This is a genomic window from Trueperaceae bacterium (assembly GCA_023954415.1).
Classification (GTDB): Bacteria; Deinococcota; Deinococci; order Deinococcales; family Trueperaceae; genus JAAYYF01.
The window spans coordinates 141,010-160,342 of the sequence record JAMLIB010000006.1 but is presented as its reverse complement, the minus strand read 5'-3'; the positions used below and the strand labels follow the sequence as shown (position 1 = coordinate 160,342).

Below are 19,333 nucleotides of genomic sequence, written 5' to 3'. Positions count from 1 at the left end.
CCGTCCGGCGGCCTTGGCGACCCGTCGCCGCTTCCGGCTCAGCCGAGCGGGCTCACCTTCAGGAGCCGCCGCGCGTGGGCGTCCTTCAGGTGCGCGATGAAAGCCTCCGCGCTCACCGCCTGCCGGTCCGGCTCCTGCTTGCTCCGGAACGACACCTCGTCCGCCGCCGCTTCCTTGTCGCCCACCACCACGATGTAAGGCACCTTGTAGAGCTCCGCGTCGCGGATCTTGGCGTTCATGCGCTCGTTGCTGTCGTCGACCCGGCCGCGTAGCCCGGCAGTGGTCAGCCGCTCCTGGAGCCCACGCGCGTACTCGACGTGGCGGTCGGCGATGGGGACGATGCGCACCTGCTCAGGCGCGAGCCATACCGGGAAGTGCCCGGCGAAATGCTCGATCAGGAAGCCGATGAGGCGCTCGTGGGTCGAGAGCGGCGCCCTATGCAGGCACAGGGGGGTCTTGCGCTCGTTGTTCTCGTCGATGTAGGTGAGCTCGAAGCGCGCCGGTTGCGCGAAGTCGACCTGGTTGGTCGCCAGTGTGAACTCCCGACCGATGACGCTCTTGATCTGCACGTCGATCTTCGGCCCGTAGAACGCGGCCTCGTCCTCCTCCTCCACGAACGGCACGCCGGCCTTGACGAGCGCGTCGCGCACCATCGCCTCGGTCTTGACCCATAGCTCGGGCTCGTTCACGTACTTCTTGCCAAGGCCTTCCGGCGCATGCTTGGAGAGGCGCATCTGGTAGTCGTCGATCCCGAAGAGCTCGAAGTAGTGGGTGTAGAGGTCGATGACCTTGAGGAACTCCTCCTCGAACTGCCCTTCCGTGCAGTAGATGTGCGCGTCGTTCATCTGCATGGAGCGCACGCGCATCAGGCCCATGAGGGCGCCGGAGTCCTCGTAGCGGTAGCAGGTCCCGTACTCGGCGAGCCGCAGCGGCAGGTCGCGGTAGCTATGCGGCCTGGCGGCGTAGATCTTGTGGTGGAACGGGCAGTTCATCGGCTTGACGTAGTACTTGTCACCGTCCTCGAAGACCATCGGCGGGTACATGGACTCGGCGTAGTAAGGCAGGTGGCCCGACTTCAGGAAGAGCTGCTCCTTGGTGAGGTGCGGGCTGCGCACGCGCTGGTAGCCGGCCGCCTCCTCGGTCTCCTTGGCGAGGCGCTCGATCTCCTCGACCATGATCGCGCCGCGCGGCAGCCAGAGCGGCAAGCCGGGACCGACGTCCTCGTCGATCACGAAGATGTCGAGTTCGGCGCCCAGCTTGCGGTGGTCGCGCTTCTTCGCCTCCTCGAGCTGCCAGAGGTGGTGGTCCAGCTCCTCCTTGGTCGCGAACGCCACGCCGTAGATGCGTTGCAGCATGGGCCGCGACTCGTCGCCGCGCCAGTAGGCGCCGGCCACGCTCATCAGCTTGAAGTGCGGCGCGATGACGCTGGTCCGGGGCACGTGCGGGCCGCGGCACAGGTCCGTGAAGCCCGCCTGGCCGCCCTGCTCGTAGAAGCTGATCGGCTCGTCGGCCGGCAGGTCGGTGATCAGCTCGACCTTGTACGGGTCGCCCTGCTCCTCGAAGCGCCGCAGTGCGTCGGCGCGCGGCAGCTCGTACTTCGCGAGCGGCAGGTCGGCCTTGACTATCGCCCGCATGCGCTCCTCGATGGCCTCCAGGTCGTCCGGAGTCAGCGAGCGCGGGAGGTCGAAGTCGTAGTAGAAGCCGTTCTCGATGACGGGGCCCACCCCCATCTTCACGGAGGCGGCTGGGAAGCCCTCGGCGACGAACAGCTCGCGGACGGCCTGCGCCATGACGTGGGCGAGCGTATGGCGAGCGAGGAGGACGGCCTCCGGGTCCTTCTTGGTGACGATGGCCACCTTGGCGCCCTCGGGGACCGCGCTCTGGAGGTCGGAGAGCTTGCCGTCGACCTTGATGCCGAGCGCGGCCTTGGCGAGGCCGGGGCCGATGGCGCTCGCCACGTCCGCGCCTGTGGCGCTCGCTGCGTCGGCGCCGACAGGCACGTCTAGGCGTCTACCGTCTGGGAGGAACACGAACATGGTTCACCTGGGTCTCTACGCGGCTGGAGCGGTCCAGCTCCCGCGTGCGAACTCTTGGCTGTGGCGGGTCTAGCTTTGGCTGGTCGAGCGGCCGTCCGAGGAACGGCCTATGGTTGGCATGGGTAGACGTCGCTTCAGCGACGCGTTCGCCTCATGCGCGCTTGCCCGGATCCTTGCCGGAACCGCGGTGCGTCGGCTGATGCTGCGGGCAACATGGTGAGGATGTTAGCACGACCAGCGCGTGCTCTTCGTGGTCTTCCTGGTATCCTCGTCCTCATGCACCTGGTCGCCCTCGTCTCGGATGACGCCACCCTCAAGCACGCGCTCCGCGACTTCCACGACGAGGCGGGCCGGTTCATGCTTCACCCGGTGCCGGACGGCTCGATGAGCGAGCTGGTGCGGGCGCTCCCGCGGCTCGACTTCGCCGGCGCCCTCGTGCTCGACGACGCGAGGCAGGCCGAGGCGAAGGTGCTCGCCAACCGCGCCTCCTTGGACGCGGACGACCTGGGCGTGGCGGACACCCTGACGGTCACGCAAGCCGGCATCATGGCCGACCACACGTTCGGGAGGGCGCTGAGCGCCATGCTCACGGCGCGCCGCTGGCACGCCGCCGGCGCGCACGCCGTCGTGCTCGGGGCCGGCCCCGAAGCGCGCGCCGTCGTGCGCGAGCTCGCGCGCCTCGGGGTCGCCTCGCTGGCCGTGTTGGCCCAGGACCGTGTGGTGGCCGAGCGCACCCGACCGCAGGCGGCCGGGGCCACGTTCTACGCCCGCACCTACCAGGACCCGCTCGGCAACACGCTCCTTGAGCGGGCGGACCTCGTGGTGCGCCTCGACGAGGATGCGCGGGTGCCCGAGGAGTTCGTCGGGCCGCACCTGACGATCATCGACCTCGCCGATCCCCGCGTGTCCCCATTGCGCAGTCGCGCCATCGCCCTCGGAGCCCTCACGTTCAACCGCCGCGACGTGGAGGCCCACCGCTTCGAGTTGGCTCTCAGCCAGATCCTGGGTGGCGGCATCGGGCTCGAGCCGATCCTGACCCTGTTCCACGGCCTTTAAGGTCTGCACGGCCTCCACGAGCCCGCGCGGAGCGCCCTCCGCCCCGCTCATGAACTTCTCGCGTCGGCCTGCGAGACTCTGTGGGATGTCGGCGGTACCCGAAGGCCTGGTGAGGCCGTTCCTCTCGCTCGCTCTCCTCGTTGGCCTCGCGGTCTGCGGCGTCGTCAGGGGTCAGGCCTCCGAGCAGACGGCCTACTACGCGCTCCCGGGCGCCAGCGCCACCGTCAACGGCGACGCCGTGTCGATCGTCTACGGACCCTACCGTGAGACCTACGTGGCCGGCCTCGGCTGGCTGTCGAACCTGACCGCCGACCCGCCCGTGCTGCGCGGCGACGACGTCCTCGTCAACGCGAGCGTCCTGGACGCCTTGGGCGTCTCGGAGCCGCGCCTGGCCGGGATCCGCTACTCCGGCGGCGCCGAGGTGCGCATCGTCCTGGACTTCGTCGGCGTCTCCCCCGCGGCCCTCGCAGGGCTGCGAACGGGCGGGTCGCGCGACGCCGGGGCGTCCCTGGAGCTGCGGTTGCCACGGCTGCTCTTGCCGGCCGGCACGCCGGAGGACGTGGCGGGCCTCGAGCTGGAGCTCGTCCCGGTCGACGAGGGCGTGCGCTTGCGCCTCACCGGCCCCGCCTTCGACTACGCCGCCTTCCCGCTGGAGGACCCGCCGCGCCTGGTGATCGACGTGACGCCGCAACGCGACCTCAGTCAGCTCGTCGAGGTGGAGAGCGAGGTGGCGCCCGGCGTGACGTACAGGCGTTACCGGGTCTTCGCCGACTCGGGCCCGAGCGTCGTGCACCTCGTGAGCGTCGCGCCCGGCAGCGGTGAGTTCCGCGTCGTCGGCGAGAGCCGCGTGGCCATGAGCGTCACCGAGCTAGCCTCTGGCGCCCTGGTCGCCCTCAACGCCGGCTACTTCGATACGAGCGACTACGCCGCCATCGGCCTCCTGAAGATCGACCACGGGCTACTCTCCCTGCCGAGCCGCGGGCGCGCCGGGGTCGCGTTCGGCGTCCAAGGCGGCCCGCTCATCGACCGGCTCGACGCGGACGTCCTCATCACCACGTCGCGCGGCGTGCTGCGCGTCGGCACCGCGAACGGGGACGGGGTGAGCGTCACGACCACCGCGGGCGCGCTCGCCGGCACCCCGAGCCAAGGCGTCCTCGTCATCAAGGGCGGAGTGGTCGAGGAAAACAAGATCGGACCGCGCCTGGTGCCCGAGGACGGCCTCGCCCTCGCCTACCCGGCGACCAACAGGGAGCTCGCCCTGCTCGATACCGGCGACCGCGTGAGCATCGACACGAGCCTGCGGCCGACCGGGTTCCAGGCCGCCGCCTACGCGGTCGAGGCAGGCCCGCTCCTCGTCAGGGACGGCGTGGCCGCTTACGAGCCCAGCTCGGAAGGTTTCGCGAGCGGACAGCGGATCCTGGACGGGCTCACGCAGCAGGCTGCGATCGGGGTGATGCCCGACGGTACGACGCTCCTGGTGGTGGCCGAGACCATGCGCGCGCAGGACCTGGTGCGGCTCTTCCTCGAGCTGGGCGCTGACCGGGCGATGCGCTTCGACAGCGGCAGCAGCACCACGCTCGTCGTCGACGGCAAGGTCGTGAACCGCAAGACGGAGCGCAAGGTCGTGAGCGCCGTCGTGTTCATCCCGGCGCTCGCCGGCCGCTGACCTCGTCCCCTCACCGCCGCCGGCTGGGCGGGGGCCTAGCGTGCGACGCCCCCGGCCCCCGCGCCCGTGTACGCTCGAGACCGGATGCCTGCGACGAGGCCCATGCACCTGATCGTGTCGGCCGGGCGCTCGCGTGCCGCCGCGGTGGCACGCCTGCTCGCGCTCCTCGCCTGCCTGGTCGCCTGCGGCGTAGGGTCGGCGGCGGGCACGGCGGTCGGGTTCACGCTCGGGATCGCCGACGAGGTCGTGATCGGTGCCTGGAACATGCTGCGCGTCGAGACCCGCGACCTGCCGAGGAGCACGCTCGCGCTACTGCTCGACGTCGGCACGCTGCGAGACGGCGAGGTGCCCGTCGAGCTCACCTTCGAGCTGTCGGGCGGCGGCGGGGTGAACGCGTTCGAGACGGAGCTGTTCGTCCCCCCTTTCCGCAGCCTCAGTTGGCGGGTGACCACCGCGGAGCGGGTCGTGGCCAGCGGTAGCCTCGCGGGCCGTGAGACCGACGGGCGTCCGCTCGACCTGGTCCTGGCATCCCGCGGGCCGGCTTCGCGCGCCGCCATCGCCAACGCGGTCGGGGGCGGGGCGCGGGTGGTGGAGGTCTCCCTCTCGGACCTGCCGGTCTCCCCGGCTGCTTTCGATGGCGTCAGGAGCCTCACGGTCGAGGGCTCCGCGCCGGTGGACGCCGTCGTGGCCGCCGCCGTCGCGGGCGCTTCCGTCGTCCTGGCCGGTGGACGCGACGCGTTGGCCGGCCCGCTGGCCGCGCTCGTGCCGCAGACGGGCGTGGCGACGCTCGGCGCCGGCCGCGTCGCCGTCATGGACCTGCCGGTGACCGAAGCCGCGGTCGCGGCCATCGGTGGCGCCGGCAACCTCGGGAGGCCGGGTCAACTGCTGGCCGCGGTGCTGGCGCAACCCCTCGTCGCCACCCCCAGGCAGGCCCCGGTCGGCGCCATCCTGATCGGCTCCGTCGCCTACGCGGTACTGGCGCTCGTAGCCATCAGACTCGGTGGGGCCCCCGGCCTGCTGGCCTCCGTCATCGTGGCGGCCTTCAGCGGTTTCGGCGCCTGGCGGGCCCTGCGCCCACCCCCGCCGCCTTACGTCGGCGCCGTGGCGCTGGCGCAGGTCGGTGGTCCGCTCGCCATCATGCACGAGGCGCTCGAGAGCCTGACGCTGCCGCGCGCGGTGCTCGACTTCCCGGCCGGGGCGGCGCCGGTGCGCCCACAGGCCTACTCCGGCAGCGCCCTGGCGGTGACCGTTCCGTCGCCTGCGTGGCGCTCCGTCACGGTGCGCTTGCCCCCGCGCGCCGTCGGCGCCCCTTTGGCGGTCCTCGGCCGCTCTATACGTAACGACTCGAGCGTGCCACTGACGTCGGTGTACGTCACGGGTCTCGGCGCGCAGCCCGACCTCGCCCCCGGCCAGGTCGCGGACCTCATACCGGGCGAGGTCGGCGCCTACCCCGACCTCTACCTCTCGCTCGTACCGGCGCTCCCCGACGGGACCTTGGTGGCCAGCAGCGGCTGCGTCGGCGACCAGCGGTGCGTCGTGTGGCTCGCGACCGTCGGCACCGGCGCGGCGCCCGAGGCGGGTACGGCCGAGGCGTTGGCCACCGCGCCCCGCGGGAGCGGTAGGGAGCCGGGGTCGCCGTGAGGGCGCTCGGTACGGTAGCGGGCAGGTTGCAACGCGCCGACCTCCTACAGGTCACGGCCCTGACGTTCGCGGTGCTCGTCGTCGCCCTCAACGTCAACTGGCCGGACGGCGGCGCTCGCGTCAACGAGGCCTGGGGTCCGGTGGTCGCGCTACGCAACAGCCTCCTGGCCCTGCTGGCGCTCGCTTACGCCGTCGGCATCTGGGGTCGCGCCGCGCCCGGCAGGCTGGCCGAAGCCAGGGTGACCTTCTTGGCTCTCGTCGCGGTGGCGGTCCTGACGTGGCCTTTCGAGGCGGCGGCGCGCGCGGCCACCTACCCCGCCGTCCCCGGCTACTGGCCCGCGCTCGTGGCCTTCCTCACCTTGGGGGCGTACTTCGGCCTCGGGCTGCTGGTCGGCCGCGCGCTTCGGGGCCGCTACGCGGGTGTGCTCACGTTCATCGCCGTGCCGGTGGTGCTCGCCCTCGTCGTATGGCTGGACGTGAGCGCCGGTGGAGGCCACCTGAACCCGTGGAGCGCCCCGAGCGTCGTCTCGCCCGCCTACCTGGCCTGGTCGCTGCCGTTCGCCCTGGTCGGCGCTTTCATCTTGTGGCGGCCCGGGCGGGGGTCGCCGGGTGGCCCCACCTTGGCGGGGCGGGACGAACCGTGATCTCGCCTAGTCGGCGCCGGCAGGCGAACGCACCCGAGGTCGGCGCTTACACGCTGCATGTCGCCGCGGCCCGGCGCATGGCGCTCGACCGGCGCGTCTGGCGCGCTGCGGTCGGGGCGTTGGGCGGTGCTCTGCTCGGGGCCGTGCTCAGCCGCTTCTTCGAGCTCCCGATGCTCGCGCACCTCGGGTTCACGCTCGTCGCGGCCGCCGTCGGCGCCGCGCTGCCGGTGCCGCCGCTGGCGCGGAAGGCGCTCGACACCATCGCCGATCAGACCGGTCTTGCCTACGAGTCGGGCCTCATCGTGCTCGAACGCGAGGCGGAAGGCGGCGCGCCCGACGAGTTCGGGCTCGCTGACCGTGTCGTGGAGGCGGGTGCGCGCTCGGTGCGCGACTACCGCCGACCGCCGGCGCCTGCGTGGTGGCTGCCCGTCGCCGTGCTCGCCGTGGCCACGCTGGGGCTCACGTACGCCTTCCCGCGTCGCGCGGCTCCTTCGACGACCGCGCGTACGACCGAGGCGGGGCTGCCGGCGGAGCGGGAGGGCGGTGAGGACCAGGCGCTCGAACGCGCCGGCGAGCTCGCGGGCCGACTCGAGGCCGCGAGCCGGGCGGAGGGTGCCGCGGCGCAGGACCAGGTGGGCGGCGGCGCCACGGACGACCGCGACGCGCTGCCTCCCGGCACGGAGGCGGGCAACGAAGCGCTGTCGCGCTTCCTCGAGGCCTTGCGCCAAGGAGAGGCCACCCCGAACTCCGGGGCCGGCTCCGGCGCATCCTCCCCCGTTGGCGGCGGCGAGAGCGCCGAAGGGAACCAGCCGCCTCGGACGAGCGAGCCCAACACTGCGGCCGCCGAAGCCGCTCCGCCTGGCGCTGGCGACGGTGGCGGCGGGACCGGCTCCGACGACGCCTCGGATGACGGCACCCCGGGCGGTACCCAAGCCGCCGGTGCGCGGCCCGAAGAGCAGAACGGGGTGACGGGCGATGCCGGTGCGGCGCGCCCGCCCGATGGGACCGCGCCGCAGGTCGCCGACGGTGAGGCGCCAGAAGGCGATCGCCGGCTCAGCGAGGGCGAAGAGGCCATGGGTGGCGGGGGCGCGCAGCTGCCGCGCGATGACGACAGGGGCGGCGGTGAAGGCGGGGCGTCCGGAGAGGGCGAAGGGGCCGACGAAGCCGGCGCCGTCGGCGTAGGGGGCGTTCCGCTAGATGACAACGCCGAGGGGGCCGAACCCGCGTTCGTGACCGGCGGCGTGGAACTGCTGCCCGGCGTCATCGAGACCGGGCCGACGAACCCCGCCGGTCGGGTCAGACTGCCCGGCACTTCCGAAGTGGAGCTCCCGGTAGGCACGCCCCTCGGCCCGTACGCCGAGGCGGCCGAGGAGGCGGTCGGCGAAGGCGACCTCCCTGCCGGCTATCAGGAGATCATCCGCCGCTACTTCCGATGAGCAGACTGTTAGTCAGGTACGGCAACTCCGCGCTGAGGGCCGCGGCCAACTCCGGGACGGCCTGATCGCGTAGGGCCTGCACCGTTGGGTCCAGGTCGATGGCCACTAGCTCCCCGTCGTTGGCTTCGACGCGGGAACCTTGCAGTGTACGGGTGCGTAGCACTTGCACCACCGCGTCGGTGCGCGGGTCGACGACCTGTGCCTCCAGGGCCACCGCCACGTCCACTCTCCGGCTCCGACCGTCGCGCGACGCCGTGACGTTGCGCTCGAGCACGGGCGCGCCGATCATCACTGCCAGGTCCGCCCCTTGCGTACGCGCGATCCGAGCAGCGCTCGGCGCGGCCCGACTATGGAACAGGTCGTTGTGCGTCTCGAGGAAGCGCATCGTGAACGACGAGACGTAGTTGAGGCCGGGCGCCGTCTCCCGTTCCAGCACGTCCTGGACCCCCTCTGCCGCCCCCCCGAGCACGGACTGCGCCGGGGCGTTGAGCACGGCGACGAGCGCCGCGCCGCCTTGCGTGCGCGCCGGCGCGCACGCTCCGAGGAGCGCGCCGAGCAGTATGACGATCGGCCAGGTCTTGGTGCGCTGTCTCATCATGGCTCTATCGTGCCACCTTCGGGCCACGGGCGCGGTGAGGCGGGCTTCATGGCCGGCTAAGGACGTTTTCCGGGAAGGGCCGACGTCGATCATGCTCCCATGGGTGAGCGACCCGTGTCTCGACCGCCCTCCACCTTAGCCGCGCCGTTCGTGGCCTCCTGCAGGCGAGCCTCCAACTCGGCCAGGGCGGAGGCCGGCACGCTGACCTCCACGTTCATCCCGCGCTCGTCGAAGCCGGGCGCGCCCCTGACCAGCGGGTTGAAAGCCTCCGCCCTCCCGAGCTCGTCGAGGAGCCGCAGCGCCACGTCGGTGCCCGCGAAGGGCACCCACACCCGCACGCTGACTACGTCGACCACCTCTCGCACCCCGGCCAGGTCGAATGCCTTCGCCAGCGTGCCGGAGTACGCCCTCACGAGGCCGCCCGCACCGAGCTTCTTGCCGCCGTAGTAGCGGACGACGACGCCTCCGACGTGATCGAGGCCCCGCTTGAGGACGACCTCCAGCATCGGTCGGCCCGCGGTGCCGCCGGGCTCGCCGTCGTCCGAGAAGCGCTGGATGGGCCCGACGCGGAACGCCCAACAGTGGTGCGTGGCGTCCGGGTGGTCGCCCCGCACGCTTGCCAGCCTGCCGAGGACGGACTCGGGGGAGTCGGCCTCGAACACGAACGCTATGAAGCGCGAGCCCTGGATGCTCTGCTCGAGGCTCGCCTCCCCCGCGACCGTGACGTGCGCCATGCCGGACTGTACCCCGAGGCCGTCCCGACCCCGTCCGGCACGTGCTAGACTCCCGAGGCATGAGCGCGCACGCGTACTTCACGGCCTCGGTCGGCCGCATGCCTGCGCCTCGCGCCTGGCGCAAGGGCGAGGCGGCGGTCGCCGCTCACACGCCGCGATGTCGCGCGTCACTGTTCTGAAGCGTCGAACCGTGCCAACGGCACGCGGACCGTATCTTCACAAGCACCCCGTCCACCTTCGCCGGCTCGTCTGAGAGCCGTTCGATGCGTTGCTCGAAGGAGTAAGCGTTATGGCGCTCGAGTTCTACAACACTCTCACGCGCGAGAAACAGCCGTTCGAACCCGTCGTACCGGGTCACGTCGGCATCTATATGTGCGGTCCCACCGTCTACTCCGACCCGCACCTCGGTCACGCCCGCGGCCCCGTCGTCTTCGACGTGCTGCGCAACTGGCTGGAGCACGAGGGGTTCGTAGTCAGGCTCGTGACGAACGTGACGGACGTCGGTCACCTCGTCGACGACGCCGATGACGGCGAGGACAAGCTCGCGCGGCGAGCGCAGATCGAGCGTCTGGAGCCGATGGAGGTCGCGGAGAAGTACTTCTGGGCCTACTTCGAGGCCATGGCCGCCATGCGCGTCAGACGCCCAAGCATCGTGCCGCGCGCGTCGGGCCACATCATCGAGCAGCAGGAGTTGACCCGGGAGCTCGTCGCGCGGGGGTTCGCCTACGAGAAGGACGGGAGCGTCTATTTCGACGTCTCCGCCTGGGACGAGTACGGCAGCCTCTCCGGTCGCGACCCTGCTCACCAGATCGAAGGCACGCGCACACTCGTGCGTTCCGAGAAGGACGACCCTCGCGACTTCGCCCTCTGGAAGCGCGCCGAGGGCGGCCACATCATGCGCTGGCCCAGCCAGTGGGGCGACGGCTTCCCCGGGTGGCACATCGAGTGCTCCGCGATGAGCACCAAGTACCTGGGCGACGAGTTCGACATCCATGGCGGCGGCCTCGACCTCGTGTTCCCCCACCACGAGGCGGAGCTGGCCCAGGCGCGGGCAGCGGGCAAGCCTTTCGCCCGCGTCTGGTTGCACTGGAACATGATCACGCTCCAGGGCGAGAAGATGGCGAAGTCGAAGGGGCACTTCGTCACCTTGGCGGGCCTGTTCGAGGCGTATGACCCGCTCGTCATCCGCTTCCATCTGCTCCGGTCCCACTACCGGAGCACGTCGGACTTCAGCGAGGAGGGGATCCGGTCGTCCGCTCAAGGGCTGAAGCGCCTGCGCGAGACCTACAAGGCGTTGCTAGCGGGCGCTTCCGAGGCCGAACGCGACGACCGACCCTTCGGCGAGTTCCGCTCCCGTTTCGCCGCCGCCATGAACGACGACCTCAACACCCCGCAGGCCATCGCCGTGCTGTTCGACCTCGCGAAGGCCGCCAACAAGGAGCTGGAGGACGGCGCCGCCGGCGCCTACCGTCTGGGCGCGGCGGCCGTGCTGGAGGAGCTGCTCGCCGGCGTGCTCGGCGTACCCCTGGAGGAACAGGACGCCTCGGCCGCCGGCCGCGTCCTGGACGGCGCCATGGAGCTCCTGTTGGAGGAGCGCCAGCGCTCGCGTGACCGTCGCGATTTCGCGCGAGCCGATACGTTGCGTGATCGGCTCGCCGAGCTGGGCGTCAACATCGAGGACACGGCAGAAGGGAGCAGGTGGCGCCTGGAGTGAGTCCGTGGCCGGTCTGATCTCGTCACGGACCCATCCTTAGCTAGGCGCTGAACCCGAGACCCCGTCCATCGGCCGCGCACCGTGAACCATGCTGGGCTCATGGACGCGCCGGCGCAACCAGTTGACGAGCTCGCAGCCCACTACTTGGCGGCGTTGGCCACGCCCGGCGTCGGTCCGGCGCGCCTCCGAGACCTCGTCGAGGCCTACGGTGGCCTCGCGGGGGTCCTGGGTGGCGAGCCGGTCGTCCTCGAGCGGCCGGATGCGCAACTCACACGGCTCGCCCGTGAGGTCGCCGCCGCGCTGCCCGCTGCCTTGCGCCGCGCGCGTCGCGAGGTCGACGAGGCCAGGGCGGCCGGGCTCCGGGTCGTGTGCTGGGAGGATGCCGCTTACCCGCCGGCCCTGCTGGAGGACGACCGTGCGGCGCCGCCGGTGGTCTTCGTGGCCGGCGACCTACCGCCTCAGGTCATGCGGCCCTTCGCCCAACTGGCGAGTTGCGCGTTGGTAGGCGCGCGCAGGGCGTCGCAGCCGGCGCTTGCGTTTGCCCGCGACCTGGCGCGCGCAGCGGCGCACCACGGGCTCGTCGTCGTCTCCGGCCTGGCGCTCGGGGTGGACTCCGCTGCCCACGAGGGCGCGTTGGAGGCGCCCGCCGGTTCTGGTGCCACGGTGGCGGTGCTCGGTGGCGGTCACGGTCGGCTCCATCCCGCAGCCAATCGCGGCTTGGCGGAACGCATCCTTCGCCACGGCGGCGCAGTCCTGTCCGAGTGGCCTCCGGCGGTCAACCCGCAGCCGCATCACTTCCTGCGGCGCAACCGTCTGATCGCCTGCCTCGCGCGGGTAGTCGGTGTCGTGGAGGCGGGCGCCCGGTCCGGGGCGCTCAACACTGCCAGCCATGCGGCGGAGCTCGGCAGGACCGTGCTCGCAGTCCCCGGCCGCCCTCAGGACGTGCGCAACCGCGGAGCGCTCGAGCTGCTCCGCGATGGCGCCGCCCCACTAATCGACGCGGGCGACCTCCTGCACCATTTCGGCCTTTCCATGATCGAGACGCCGAAGGCCGATCAGCGCGGGCGCGGCGGGGGCAGTGCCGTCGTGCCCGCTCCGGCGGCGCGTGCGGCGGCCGCCCCGACGGGGTCGCCCGACCTGGAGGGCATCGCCGCGGTCGGTCTGGAGTACGCCTTCCGAGGCGGCGAGGCTTCGCTGGACCAGCTCAGCCGCGTGACCGGTCTCCCGGCGTCCGAGCTACTCGCGTCGCTGGCGCTTCTCGAGCTCGACGGGCGCGTCGCGGCTACGGCCGGCGGCCGGTACCGCTGGCGCGGTTGAGGAGAGCCTCGCTCCGGGCCGGGCCTTGGGTCGCCCGCAGCCGGCGCTCCGCCGACGCCGGGCGGGACGGGGTTCTGTGGACACGGGAGCGGCGGATAGCTATCCTGATGCCGCGTATGTCACGAGACGGGGGTCGAAGCCCCATCGTCTCTCAGGTGGTTTGGCCGCTGCGGCCGGAAGGAGTAAGCGTGAAGAAGTACATGGTGTTCCTGGGGATCGTAGCCCTGAGCCTCGGGATGGCTAGTGCCCAGACCCTCAAGGTCTGGACGACCTGGCAGGATCAGACCCTGGACTGGCTTCGTTCGGAAGCTGCCAGCTTCACGGCGGCCTTCGGGGTCGATGTGGAGCTCGTGCGGCTGGACGTCAACGAGCTGAAGCAGCAGGCCCTTCTCGCCGCCCCGCAGGGCGAGGCAGGCGACGTCTTCGCCGGCGTCCCCCACGACCAGATCGGTGAGATGGCCGTCGGCGGCATCCTGCTCGACATGAGCAGCTTCGCCACCGCCGCCTACCTCTCCGACCTCAGCGAGCAGGCCCGCCTCGGTTACACGTTCGCCGGCAAGCTGTTCGGCCTGCCCATGTACGTCGAGGGTCCGGCGCTCATCGTCAACGACGACCTCGTCCCGAGCGTCCCCGCCACCTACGAGGAGACGATGGCGCTCGCCCAGCAGCTCACCACGGCCGACACGTTCGGCTTCATGTTCGACATCCCCAACTTCTACTTCAGCTACGGCTGGCTGCATACGTACGGCGGTTACGTGTTCGGGCGCGACGCCAGCGGCTCGCTCGACGCGAACGACATCGGCCTCGCCAACGAGGGCGCGATCAAGGGTGGCGAGGCGCTCGCCGCGCTGCGTTACGACCTCGGCCTGATCCCGTCCGGTACGAACTACGACGTCGCCAACGGCCTGTTCGTCGACGGCGCGCTCGCCATGATCTACACGGGCCCGTGGGCCATCAGCCAGTACCAGGACGCGGGCCTGAACGTGAGCGTCCACCCCGTGCCGCCGCTCGCCGACGGCACGCCGTTCTCCGGCTTCATGGGCGTGCAGGGCGTGCTCGTGAACTCGTTCACGAACCTCAAGGTCGAGGCCGCCAACTTCGCCAAATGGCTCTCCCGCAAGGACGCCCAGGTGTCGATGGCCAAGCTCTCCGGCCGCATCCCGGCCAGCGTCTCCGCGCTCGACGAGGTCATGGACGATCCGATCATCGCGGGCTTCGGCGCCGCGCTCCTCAACTCCGAGCCGATGCCGAACATCCCCGCCATGGGCTCCGTGTGGGCCCCGATGGGCAACGCCCTCACCGTCCTGACGGAAGACGCCTCCGCGGACGTGGCCGCCGTAATGCAGCAGGCGGTCGACGAGATCCAGGGCCAGTGAGCTACGGAGCCTGCATGTCCGGCGCACGGTCCGGTCGCGAGACCGACCGCGAGCCGGACATGCAGGCCCGCAATCGGTGACGACCTCGGCTAGGAGCCGCTCGACTCCTAGCCGCCTGCTCGGGGTGAGCCTCAAACCATGGATATCTCGCGCTCGGTCAAGGACCATCTGCCTCGCAGCCGCACCACGGTCGGCGGCCTGGCCAAGTCGCTCGGCCTCCTGACGGCGGCGCTGTTCCTCGCGACCCTGATCGGCTTCCTCGGAGCCACGCTCCTCCGGCTCCTGGTCCCGGAGGCCCCCGCCTACGCCGGCATCCCGATCGCGGCGGCGGCCCTGGTGCTCATGCTGCGCTACCTGGCGCGGCGGTTCGACTGGCTGATCCCCTGGTACTACCTGCTCCCCGCGATCGTCTTCCTCCTGACCTTCACCGTCTTCCCCGTCGTCCTGACGGTGTTCCTCGCCTTCACCGACTACGCGGGCATCAGGAACGGCGAGCTGAACATCAGCAGCGAGACGCCTATCCTCGCGGTCGACGGCGTGAACGTGACCGTCGCGGACCCGGCGACCCTGGATTGCGCCGACCTGCGCGACGGCTGTAACGGCGTGCGAGCCGTCGTGTACGCGAGCGGCATGGATACCGTCGCTGCCGAGTCCATCGAAGGCACGCGGTTGGTCATCGCCGGCCCGCTCCCGGCCGGGCGGGATGTCATCGGCGTAGAGCTCGACCTGCCCGATCTCGGCATCGCCTTCAGCTTTCGGGTGACGAGCGTCGACGGCAACGTGCTCACCCTCGAGCGGGCGCCGCCTTCGCCTCCCGACCTTACGGACGTACGCGTCCAGCTGGACCGCGCCGCCATCTCGCGCAGGATCGTCGCGGAGGCGGGCGCCCACCTGACGCTCGACGAGCCCTTGCCCGAGGGCGTCGAGCCTACCGCCATCGCCCGTTACAACGACTTCGGGTTCGTGGGCCTGCGCAACTTCAGCCGCGTCATCGCCTCCGCGCCGCGCGCCCTCATCCCCGTCTTCCTATGGAACGTATCTTTCGGCTTCCTCACCGTGTTCATCAACACCGCCGTCGGCGTGCTCATCGCCGTCCTGCTCAACAACAAGGCCCTGCGGTTCAGGAACCTGTACCGGACGCTCCTGATCGTGCCGTGGGCGCTACCTAGCGTCATCACCATCCAGGTATGGCGCGGCTTCCTCAACCAGAACTTCGGCGCCATCAACCGTGTCCTCGCGCTCCTCGACATCTCCTCGGAGCCGATCAACTGGCTGGCCGGCGACCCGGCCGCGGCTCGCGCCGCCATCCTGGTAGTCAACCTCTGGCTGGGGCTGCCGTTCATCATGACGGCGACGCTCGGCGCGCTCTCGGCGATCCCCGACGAGATCTACGAGGCGGCGCGCATCGACGGCGCGAACGTCTGGCAGGGGTTCTGGAACGTCACCGGTCCGCTGCTGCGCACGGCCCTCATCCCGATCACCCTGAGCAGCTTCGCGTTCAACTTCAACAACTTCAACGTCGTCTTCCTCCTGACGGACGGCGGTCCGCCAGTGAGCTGGGGCACGGCCACCGCGAGGGGCACCGACATCCTCATCAGCTGGGCCTACAACGAGGCGTTCCGTAGTCAGGGCGGCTACGCCTACGGGTTCGGCTCGGCCATCTCGCTGCTGATCTTCGTCATAACCTTGGCCGTCAGCCTGATGAACTTCAAGGTCACGGGCGCGCTCAAGGAAGAGGGGGCGCGGGCATGACGCGTGGCACCCGGCTCCACTACCTGAGCATGGTCGCTCTCGTGGTCGTGGTGGCCGGCGGCATCGCGCTCCTCTTCGCGACCGCCCCCGAGGCGATCACCCGGAACCGCATGCTCGTGGTGCCCGGCGCTTGGCAACGCTTCCTCGCCGCGTTCGTGCTCGCGGTCGCGGGTGTAGCCGGCACCGCATACCTCTACGGCCTGGCGACGCGGCCGCTGCGGGCGCCGAGGTACGCGGTCACGGCCGGCACCCACGTCTTCGTCTGGCTCGTGATCGGCGCCGTGTTCTACCCGGTCGTCTACCTGCTCTCCGTCTCGCTCAACCGCAACGACACGCTGGCGGGCTCCCTGCCGAGCACGGGCAACCTCCTCGTGCGCGCAGGGGTGATGCCGAACCCTGCCGACTTCTCCACGTCGCAGTTCGCGAAGATCGTCTCGCAGACGCACGTGTTCGGCTACCAGTGGCTGCTCGTCGGCATCATGCTGCTGGCCGTAGTCGTGCTCGTCGCGAGCTTCGCCCTGCCGCGCCTCGGCGTCACCAGCGCGCGCGCCGAGCGGCTCAGGGGTTACGCGGGCTGGGCCGTCTTCGTCAGCGCTGCCGTGCTCGTTCTCTCCGTCCAACCGGGGCAGTTCTACGGCGTGCGCGAGAGCGACGGCGCCCGGCTCCCCGCGAGCATCGGCGGCATGGTGCCCCTGTACATCCGCAACACGCTCCTCGTCTCCGGGGTGACGGGCGTCATGGCCGTGCTGCTCTCGACCACGGCCGGCTACGCCTTCTCGCGGCTGCGCTTCCAGGGGCGCTACGGCACGCTGCTCGCCTTCGTCTTCGTGCAGATGTTCCCCACGTTCATGGCGCTGGTCGCCATCTTCTACCTGATGAGCAGGCTCGACCTACTCAACACGTTCACCGGCCTCATCCTCGCCTACTCCGGCGGCGCGATCGCGTTCTCGTCCTGGATCTTCAAGGGCTACCTCGACTCGCTCAGCCCCAGCCTGGAAGAGGCGGCGATGGTGGACGGCGCCACGCGCTGGGGGTCGTTCTGGCGCGTGATACTGCCCATCAGCGTCCCCATGCTCCTGTTCATCTTCTTGCAGCAGTTCATAGGCACCTACAGCGAGTTCATCCTCGCCAACACCATCCTCGTCGGCCAGGACCTGTGGACGGTCGGGGTGGGCCTGCGCAACTTCTCCACGAACCAGTTCGCCACCCAGTGGGGCGCCATGGCAGCGGCCGCCGTGCTGGGCAGCGTCCCCATCCTGGTCATCTTCTACTCGTTCCAGAACGCCCTGACCGGCCAGTTCACGGCCGGGAGCGTGAAAGGCTGAATGGTAGACTCGCACATGGTTAGCGCTAACGAGAGCTTCGGCTACGGGACGCAGGTCTGTCTCGACGGCGCTTCGGCAGACCCGGGCGCGATCGCGAACGTCGAGGGTGCCAGGCGGTTCGTGAGCGAGCTCGTCTCCGCGGTCGAGAACACGTGCCACGACCTGACCGACGCCTCGGTGGTCACGGTGGACGCCGGACCCGACGGCTACAGCCTGGCGCTCGTCGCGGGCGAGACGTCCGCCACCCTGCACGTGTTCCTCGAGCTCAGGGGCGTGGCGCTACAGCTCTTCTCCCCCCATCACGTCCCCGCCGGCAACGTCACGGACCTCTTCCTGGCCGCCTTCGGCATCGGCCGCTACCAGAGCGGCGTGCGCGGCAGGGGGCTGATCTTCCCCTCTGAGCGCGCGCTCCTTGCCCGCATGCTGAGTGGCCAGCGCTCGTACACGAGGCTCAGGCTGCTCCCCGCCGAGCCCGTCACCCTCTAGCGCGTGACCGCCTCCCCGCTCGTCCTCGCTCTCGACCAGGGCACGACGAGCTCGCGCGCCATCCTTTTCGACGTGCAAGGGCGCGTACTGGCGTCGGCCCAGAAGGAGTTCCCGCAGAGCTACCCGCGGCCGGGTTGGGTCGAGCACGACCCGCTCGACCTCTGGTCCAGCCAGGTCGGCGTGGCCGGCGAGGCGTTGGCCCGCGCCGGTGTCCCCGCGGCGCGGCTGGCCGCCGTCGCCATCACCAACCAGCGGGAAACGGCCGTCGTCTACGACCGCTCTACCCTACGGCCGATCGCCAACGCCGTCGTGTGGCAGGACCGGCGCACGGCGGCCGAGGTCGCGAGGCTGCGCGCTGACGGCGTGGAGGAGCTCGTCCGCGCGAAGACGGGACTGCTCCTCGACCCGTACTTCTCCGCCACCAAGGTCGCCTGGCTCCTCGACAACGTTCCGGGCGCGCGCGAGCGCGCCGAGGCCGGTGAGCTGGCGTTCGGCACCGTCGACACCTGGCTGAGCGCGAAGCTGACGGGCGGGCGCGAGCACGTGACCGACGTCAGCAACGCGTCCAGGACCCAGCTCTTCGACATCCACCGCGCCGACTGGGACGACGACCTGCTCGCGCTCTTCCGGGTGCCGCGCGCGCTCATGCCCCGAGTGGTGCCTACGAGTGGGGTCGTCGCCGAGATCACCGAGGGGCCGCTGGCCGGAGCGCCGATCGCTGCCCTCGTCGGCGACCAGCAGGCGGCCACGTTCGGACAGGCGTGTTTCGCGCCGGGGCAGGCGAAGGCCACCTACGGCACGGGCGCCTTCCTCGTCCTCAACACCGGCGCGGAAGCGCAGGCGTCGCGCAGCCGGTTGCTCACGACCGTCGCCTGGTCCGAGGGCGGTCGGCTCGAGTACGCGCTCGAAGGCAGCATCTTCATGGCCGGCGCCGTCGTGCAGTGGCTGCGCGACGGTCTGGGGATCATCCGCGAGGCGAGCGACGTTGGCAAGCTGGCCGCCGGCGTGCCCGACTCCGGTGGGGTCATGTTCGTCCCAGCCATGACCGGCCTCGGAGCGCCGCACTGGGACTCGGGCGCGAGGGGCACCGTCGTAGGCCTAACTAGGGGCACCACCGCCGCCCACCTCGCGCGCGCCGCCCTCGAGGGGATCGCCCTGCAAGTGGCCGACGTGGTCGCTGCCATGCAGGCGGACGCTGGTCCGGTAGGCGAGTTGCGAGTGGACGGGGGCGCCTCCCGGTCGGACGAGCTGATGCAGCTCCAAGCCGACGTCCTCGGGGTGGACGTGCTGCGCGCCGAGCAGAGCGAGACCACCGCCCTCGGCGCCGCTTACCTCGCCGGCCTGGCAGTCGGCGCCTGGCCGGACCGCGACGCGCTCGCCGCGCAGTGGCGCGCCGGGCGCCGGTTCCAGCCCCGGATAGCCCCGCGGCGCCGGGCCGCCCTCAAGGAGCGGTGGGCGGAGGCGGTGGAGCGCTCCAAGGGGTGGGTGGACGGTCGGGGCCTGGAGTAAGCGATACTTGGTTGCGCGCGTGTCCTTGGGAACGCGGCCGCAC

The 19,333-nt window shown here is 71.0% G+C and carries 15 protein-coding genes; 12 read left to right on the top strand and 3 right to left on the bottom strand.

From position 1 onward, the window contains the following. Positions 1 to 38: 38 nt before the first annotated feature. The gene (gene thrS / locus M9914_09390; protein ID MCO5174389.1) at positions 39 to 2,036 is read right to left on the bottom strand and encodes a threonine--tRNA ligase; all 1,998 of its coding nucleotides are present in this window, start codon (positions 2,034 to 2,036) and stop codon (positions 39 to 41) included. A 276-nt stretch (positions 2,037 to 2,312) separates the two neighbouring features. Between thrS and M9914_09385 the strand changes: the two genes are divergently transcribed. The 5 genes from M9914_09385 to M9914_09365 all read left to right on the top strand — a co-directional run bounded on the left by M9914_09385 (position 2,313) and on the right by M9914_09365 (position 8,479). Then, entirely contained in the window at positions 2,313 to 3,092 is a 780-nt protein-coding gene (locus M9914_09385; GenBank protein MCO5174388.1) for a hypothetical protein, read from the top strand. 85 nt (positions 3,093 to 3,177) lie between these two features. Next, positions 3,178 to 4,758, top strand: coding sequence for a phosphodiester glycosidase family protein (locus M9914_09380; protein MCO5174387.1), 1,581 nt, complete (start codon positions 3,178 to 3,180; stop codon positions 4,756 to 4,758). An 84-nt stretch (positions 4,759 to 4,842) separates the two neighbouring features. Continuing rightward, a complete protein-coding gene (locus tag M9914_09375) occupies positions 4,843 to 6,399 on the top strand; it encodes a hypothetical protein (GenBank protein MCO5174386.1) in 1,557 nt (518 codons plus the stop codon). Further along, positions 6,396 to 7,043, top strand: a complete 648-nt coding sequence (locus M9914_09370) for a hypothetical protein (protein ID MCO5174385.1) — start codon at positions 6,396 to 6,398, stop codon at positions 7,041 to 7,043. Before M9914_09375 ends, M9914_09370 begins: the two co-directional genes overlap by 4 nt. Continuing rightward, positions 7,040 to 8,479, top strand: coding sequence for a hypothetical protein (locus M9914_09365; protein ID MCO5174384.1), 1,440 nt, complete (start codon positions 7,040 to 7,042; stop codon positions 8,477 to 8,479). The genes M9914_09370 and M9914_09365 overlap by 4 nt, the downstream gene beginning before the upstream one ends. Here the strand turns inward: M9914_09365 and M9914_09360 are convergent. Together M9914_09360 and M9914_09355 are read right to left on the bottom strand one after the other, a co-directional pair. Further along, positions 8,457 to 9,077 carry a hypothetical protein gene (locus tag M9914_09360; protein MCO5174383.1) on the bottom strand — a complete coding sequence of 207 codons (621 nt, stop codon included), beginning with the start codon at positions 9,075 to 9,077 and terminating at the stop codon, positions 8,457 to 8,459. The two genes, M9914_09365 and M9914_09360, sit on opposite strands and share 23 nt — an antisense overlap. An 89-nt stretch (positions 9,078 to 9,166) precedes the next feature. Then, positions 9,167 to 9,811 carry a YigZ family protein gene (locus M9914_09355; protein ID MCO5174382.1) on the bottom strand — a complete coding sequence of 215 codons (645 nt, stop codon included), beginning with the start codon at positions 9,809 to 9,811 and terminating at the stop codon, positions 9,167 to 9,169. A gap of 289 nt (positions 9,812 to 10,100) precedes the next feature. On the opposite strand from M9914_09355, the gene cysS reads away from it, so the two are divergent. The 7 genes from cysS (at position 10,101) to glpK (ending at position 19,290) form a co-directional block, all read left to right on the top strand. Further along, complete coding sequence (cysS, locus tag M9914_09350; GenBank protein MCO5174381.1) at positions 10,101 to 11,525, top strand: cysteine--tRNA ligase; 1,425 nt, start codon at positions 10,101 to 10,103, stop codon at positions 11,523 to 11,525. Positions 11,526 to 11,624: 99 nt separating this feature from the next. Then, positions 11,625 to 12,842: a DNA-protecting protein DprA gene (locus M9914_09345; GenBank protein MCO5174380.1), complete on the top strand. Its 1,218-nt coding sequence runs from the start codon at positions 11,625 to 11,627 to the stop codon at positions 12,840 to 12,842. A 188-nt stretch (positions 12,843 to 13,030) separates the two neighbouring features. Further along, positions 13,031 to 14,218 carry a maltose ABC transporter substrate-binding protein gene (locus M9914_09340; protein MCO5174379.1) on the top strand — a complete coding sequence of 396 codons (1,188 nt, stop codon included), beginning with the start codon at positions 13,031 to 13,033 and terminating at the stop codon, positions 14,216 to 14,218. A gap of 138 nt (positions 14,219 to 14,356) precedes the next feature. Next, the gene (locus tag M9914_09335; protein MCO5174378.1) at positions 14,357 to 15,970 is read left to right on the top strand and encodes an ABC transporter permease subunit; all 1,614 of its coding nucleotides are present in this window, start codon (positions 14,357 to 14,359) and stop codon (positions 15,968 to 15,970) included. After that, a complete protein-coding gene (locus M9914_09330) occupies positions 15,967 to 17,295 on the top strand; it encodes a sugar ABC transporter permease (protein ID MCO5174377.1) in 1,329 nt (442 codons plus the stop codon). Before M9914_09335 ends, M9914_09330 begins: the two co-directional genes overlap by 4 nt. A 15-nt stretch (positions 17,296 to 17,310) precedes the next feature. Continuing rightward, positions 17,311 to 17,781 carry an S-adenosylmethionine decarboxylase gene (locus tag M9914_09325; GenBank protein MCO5174376.1) on the top strand — a complete coding sequence of 157 codons (471 nt, stop codon included), beginning with the start codon at positions 17,311 to 17,313 and terminating at the stop codon, positions 17,779 to 17,781. Between the two features lie 3 nt (positions 17,782 to 17,784). After that, positions 17,785 to 19,290, top strand: coding sequence for a glycerol kinase GlpK (gene glpK, locus M9914_09320; GenBank protein ID MCO5174375.1), 1,506 nt, complete (start codon positions 17,785 to 17,787; stop codon positions 19,288 to 19,290). Positions 19,291 to 19,333: the final 43 nt, after the last annotated feature.

What these genes read in the sequence shown, in the direction of transcription:
- M9914_09360 (MCO5174383.1), bottom strand. Translation starts at nt 9,077, where the DNA reads ATGATGAGACAGCGCACCAAGACCTGGCCGATCGTCATACTGCTCGGC.
- M9914_09335 (MCO5174378.1), top strand. Translation starts at nt 14,357, where the DNA reads ATGGATATCTCGCGCTCGGTCAAGGACCATCTGCCTCGCAGCCGCACC.
- M9914_09345 (MCO5174380.1), top strand. Translation starts at nt 11,625, where the DNA reads ATGGACGCGCCGGCGCAACCAGTTGACGAGCTCGCAGCCCACTACTTG.
- cysS (MCO5174381.1), top strand. Translation starts at nt 10,101, where the DNA reads ATGGCGCTCGAGTTCTACAACACTCTCACGCGCGAGAAACAGCCGTTC.
- M9914_09375 (MCO5174386.1), top strand. Translation starts at nt 4,843, where the DNA reads ATGCCTGCGACGAGGCCCATGCACCTGATCGTGTCGGCCGGGCGCTCG.
- M9914_09385 (MCO5174388.1), top strand. Translation starts at nt 2,313, where the DNA reads ATGCACCTGGTCGCCCTCGTCTCGGATGACGCCACCCTCAAGCACGCG.
- M9914_09325 (MCO5174376.1), top strand. Translation starts at nt 17,311, where the DNA reads ATGGTTAGCGCTAACGAGAGCTTCGGCTACGGGACGCAGGTCTGTCTC.
- M9914_09380 (MCO5174387.1), top strand. Translation starts at nt 3,178, where the DNA reads ATGTCGGCGGTACCCGAAGGCCTGGTGAGGCCGTTCCTCTCGCTCGCT.
- thrS (MCO5174389.1), bottom strand. Translation starts at nt 2,036, where the DNA reads ATGTTCGTGTTCCTCCCAGACGGTAGACGCCTAGACGTGCCTGTCGGC.
- M9914_09330 (MCO5174377.1), top strand. Translation starts at nt 15,967, where the DNA reads ATGACGCGTGGCACCCGGCTCCACTACCTGAGCATGGTCGCTCTCGTG.
- M9914_09355 (MCO5174382.1), bottom strand. Translation starts at nt 9,811, where the DNA reads ATGGCGCACGTCACGGTCGCGGGGGAGGCGAGCCTCGAGCAGAGCATC.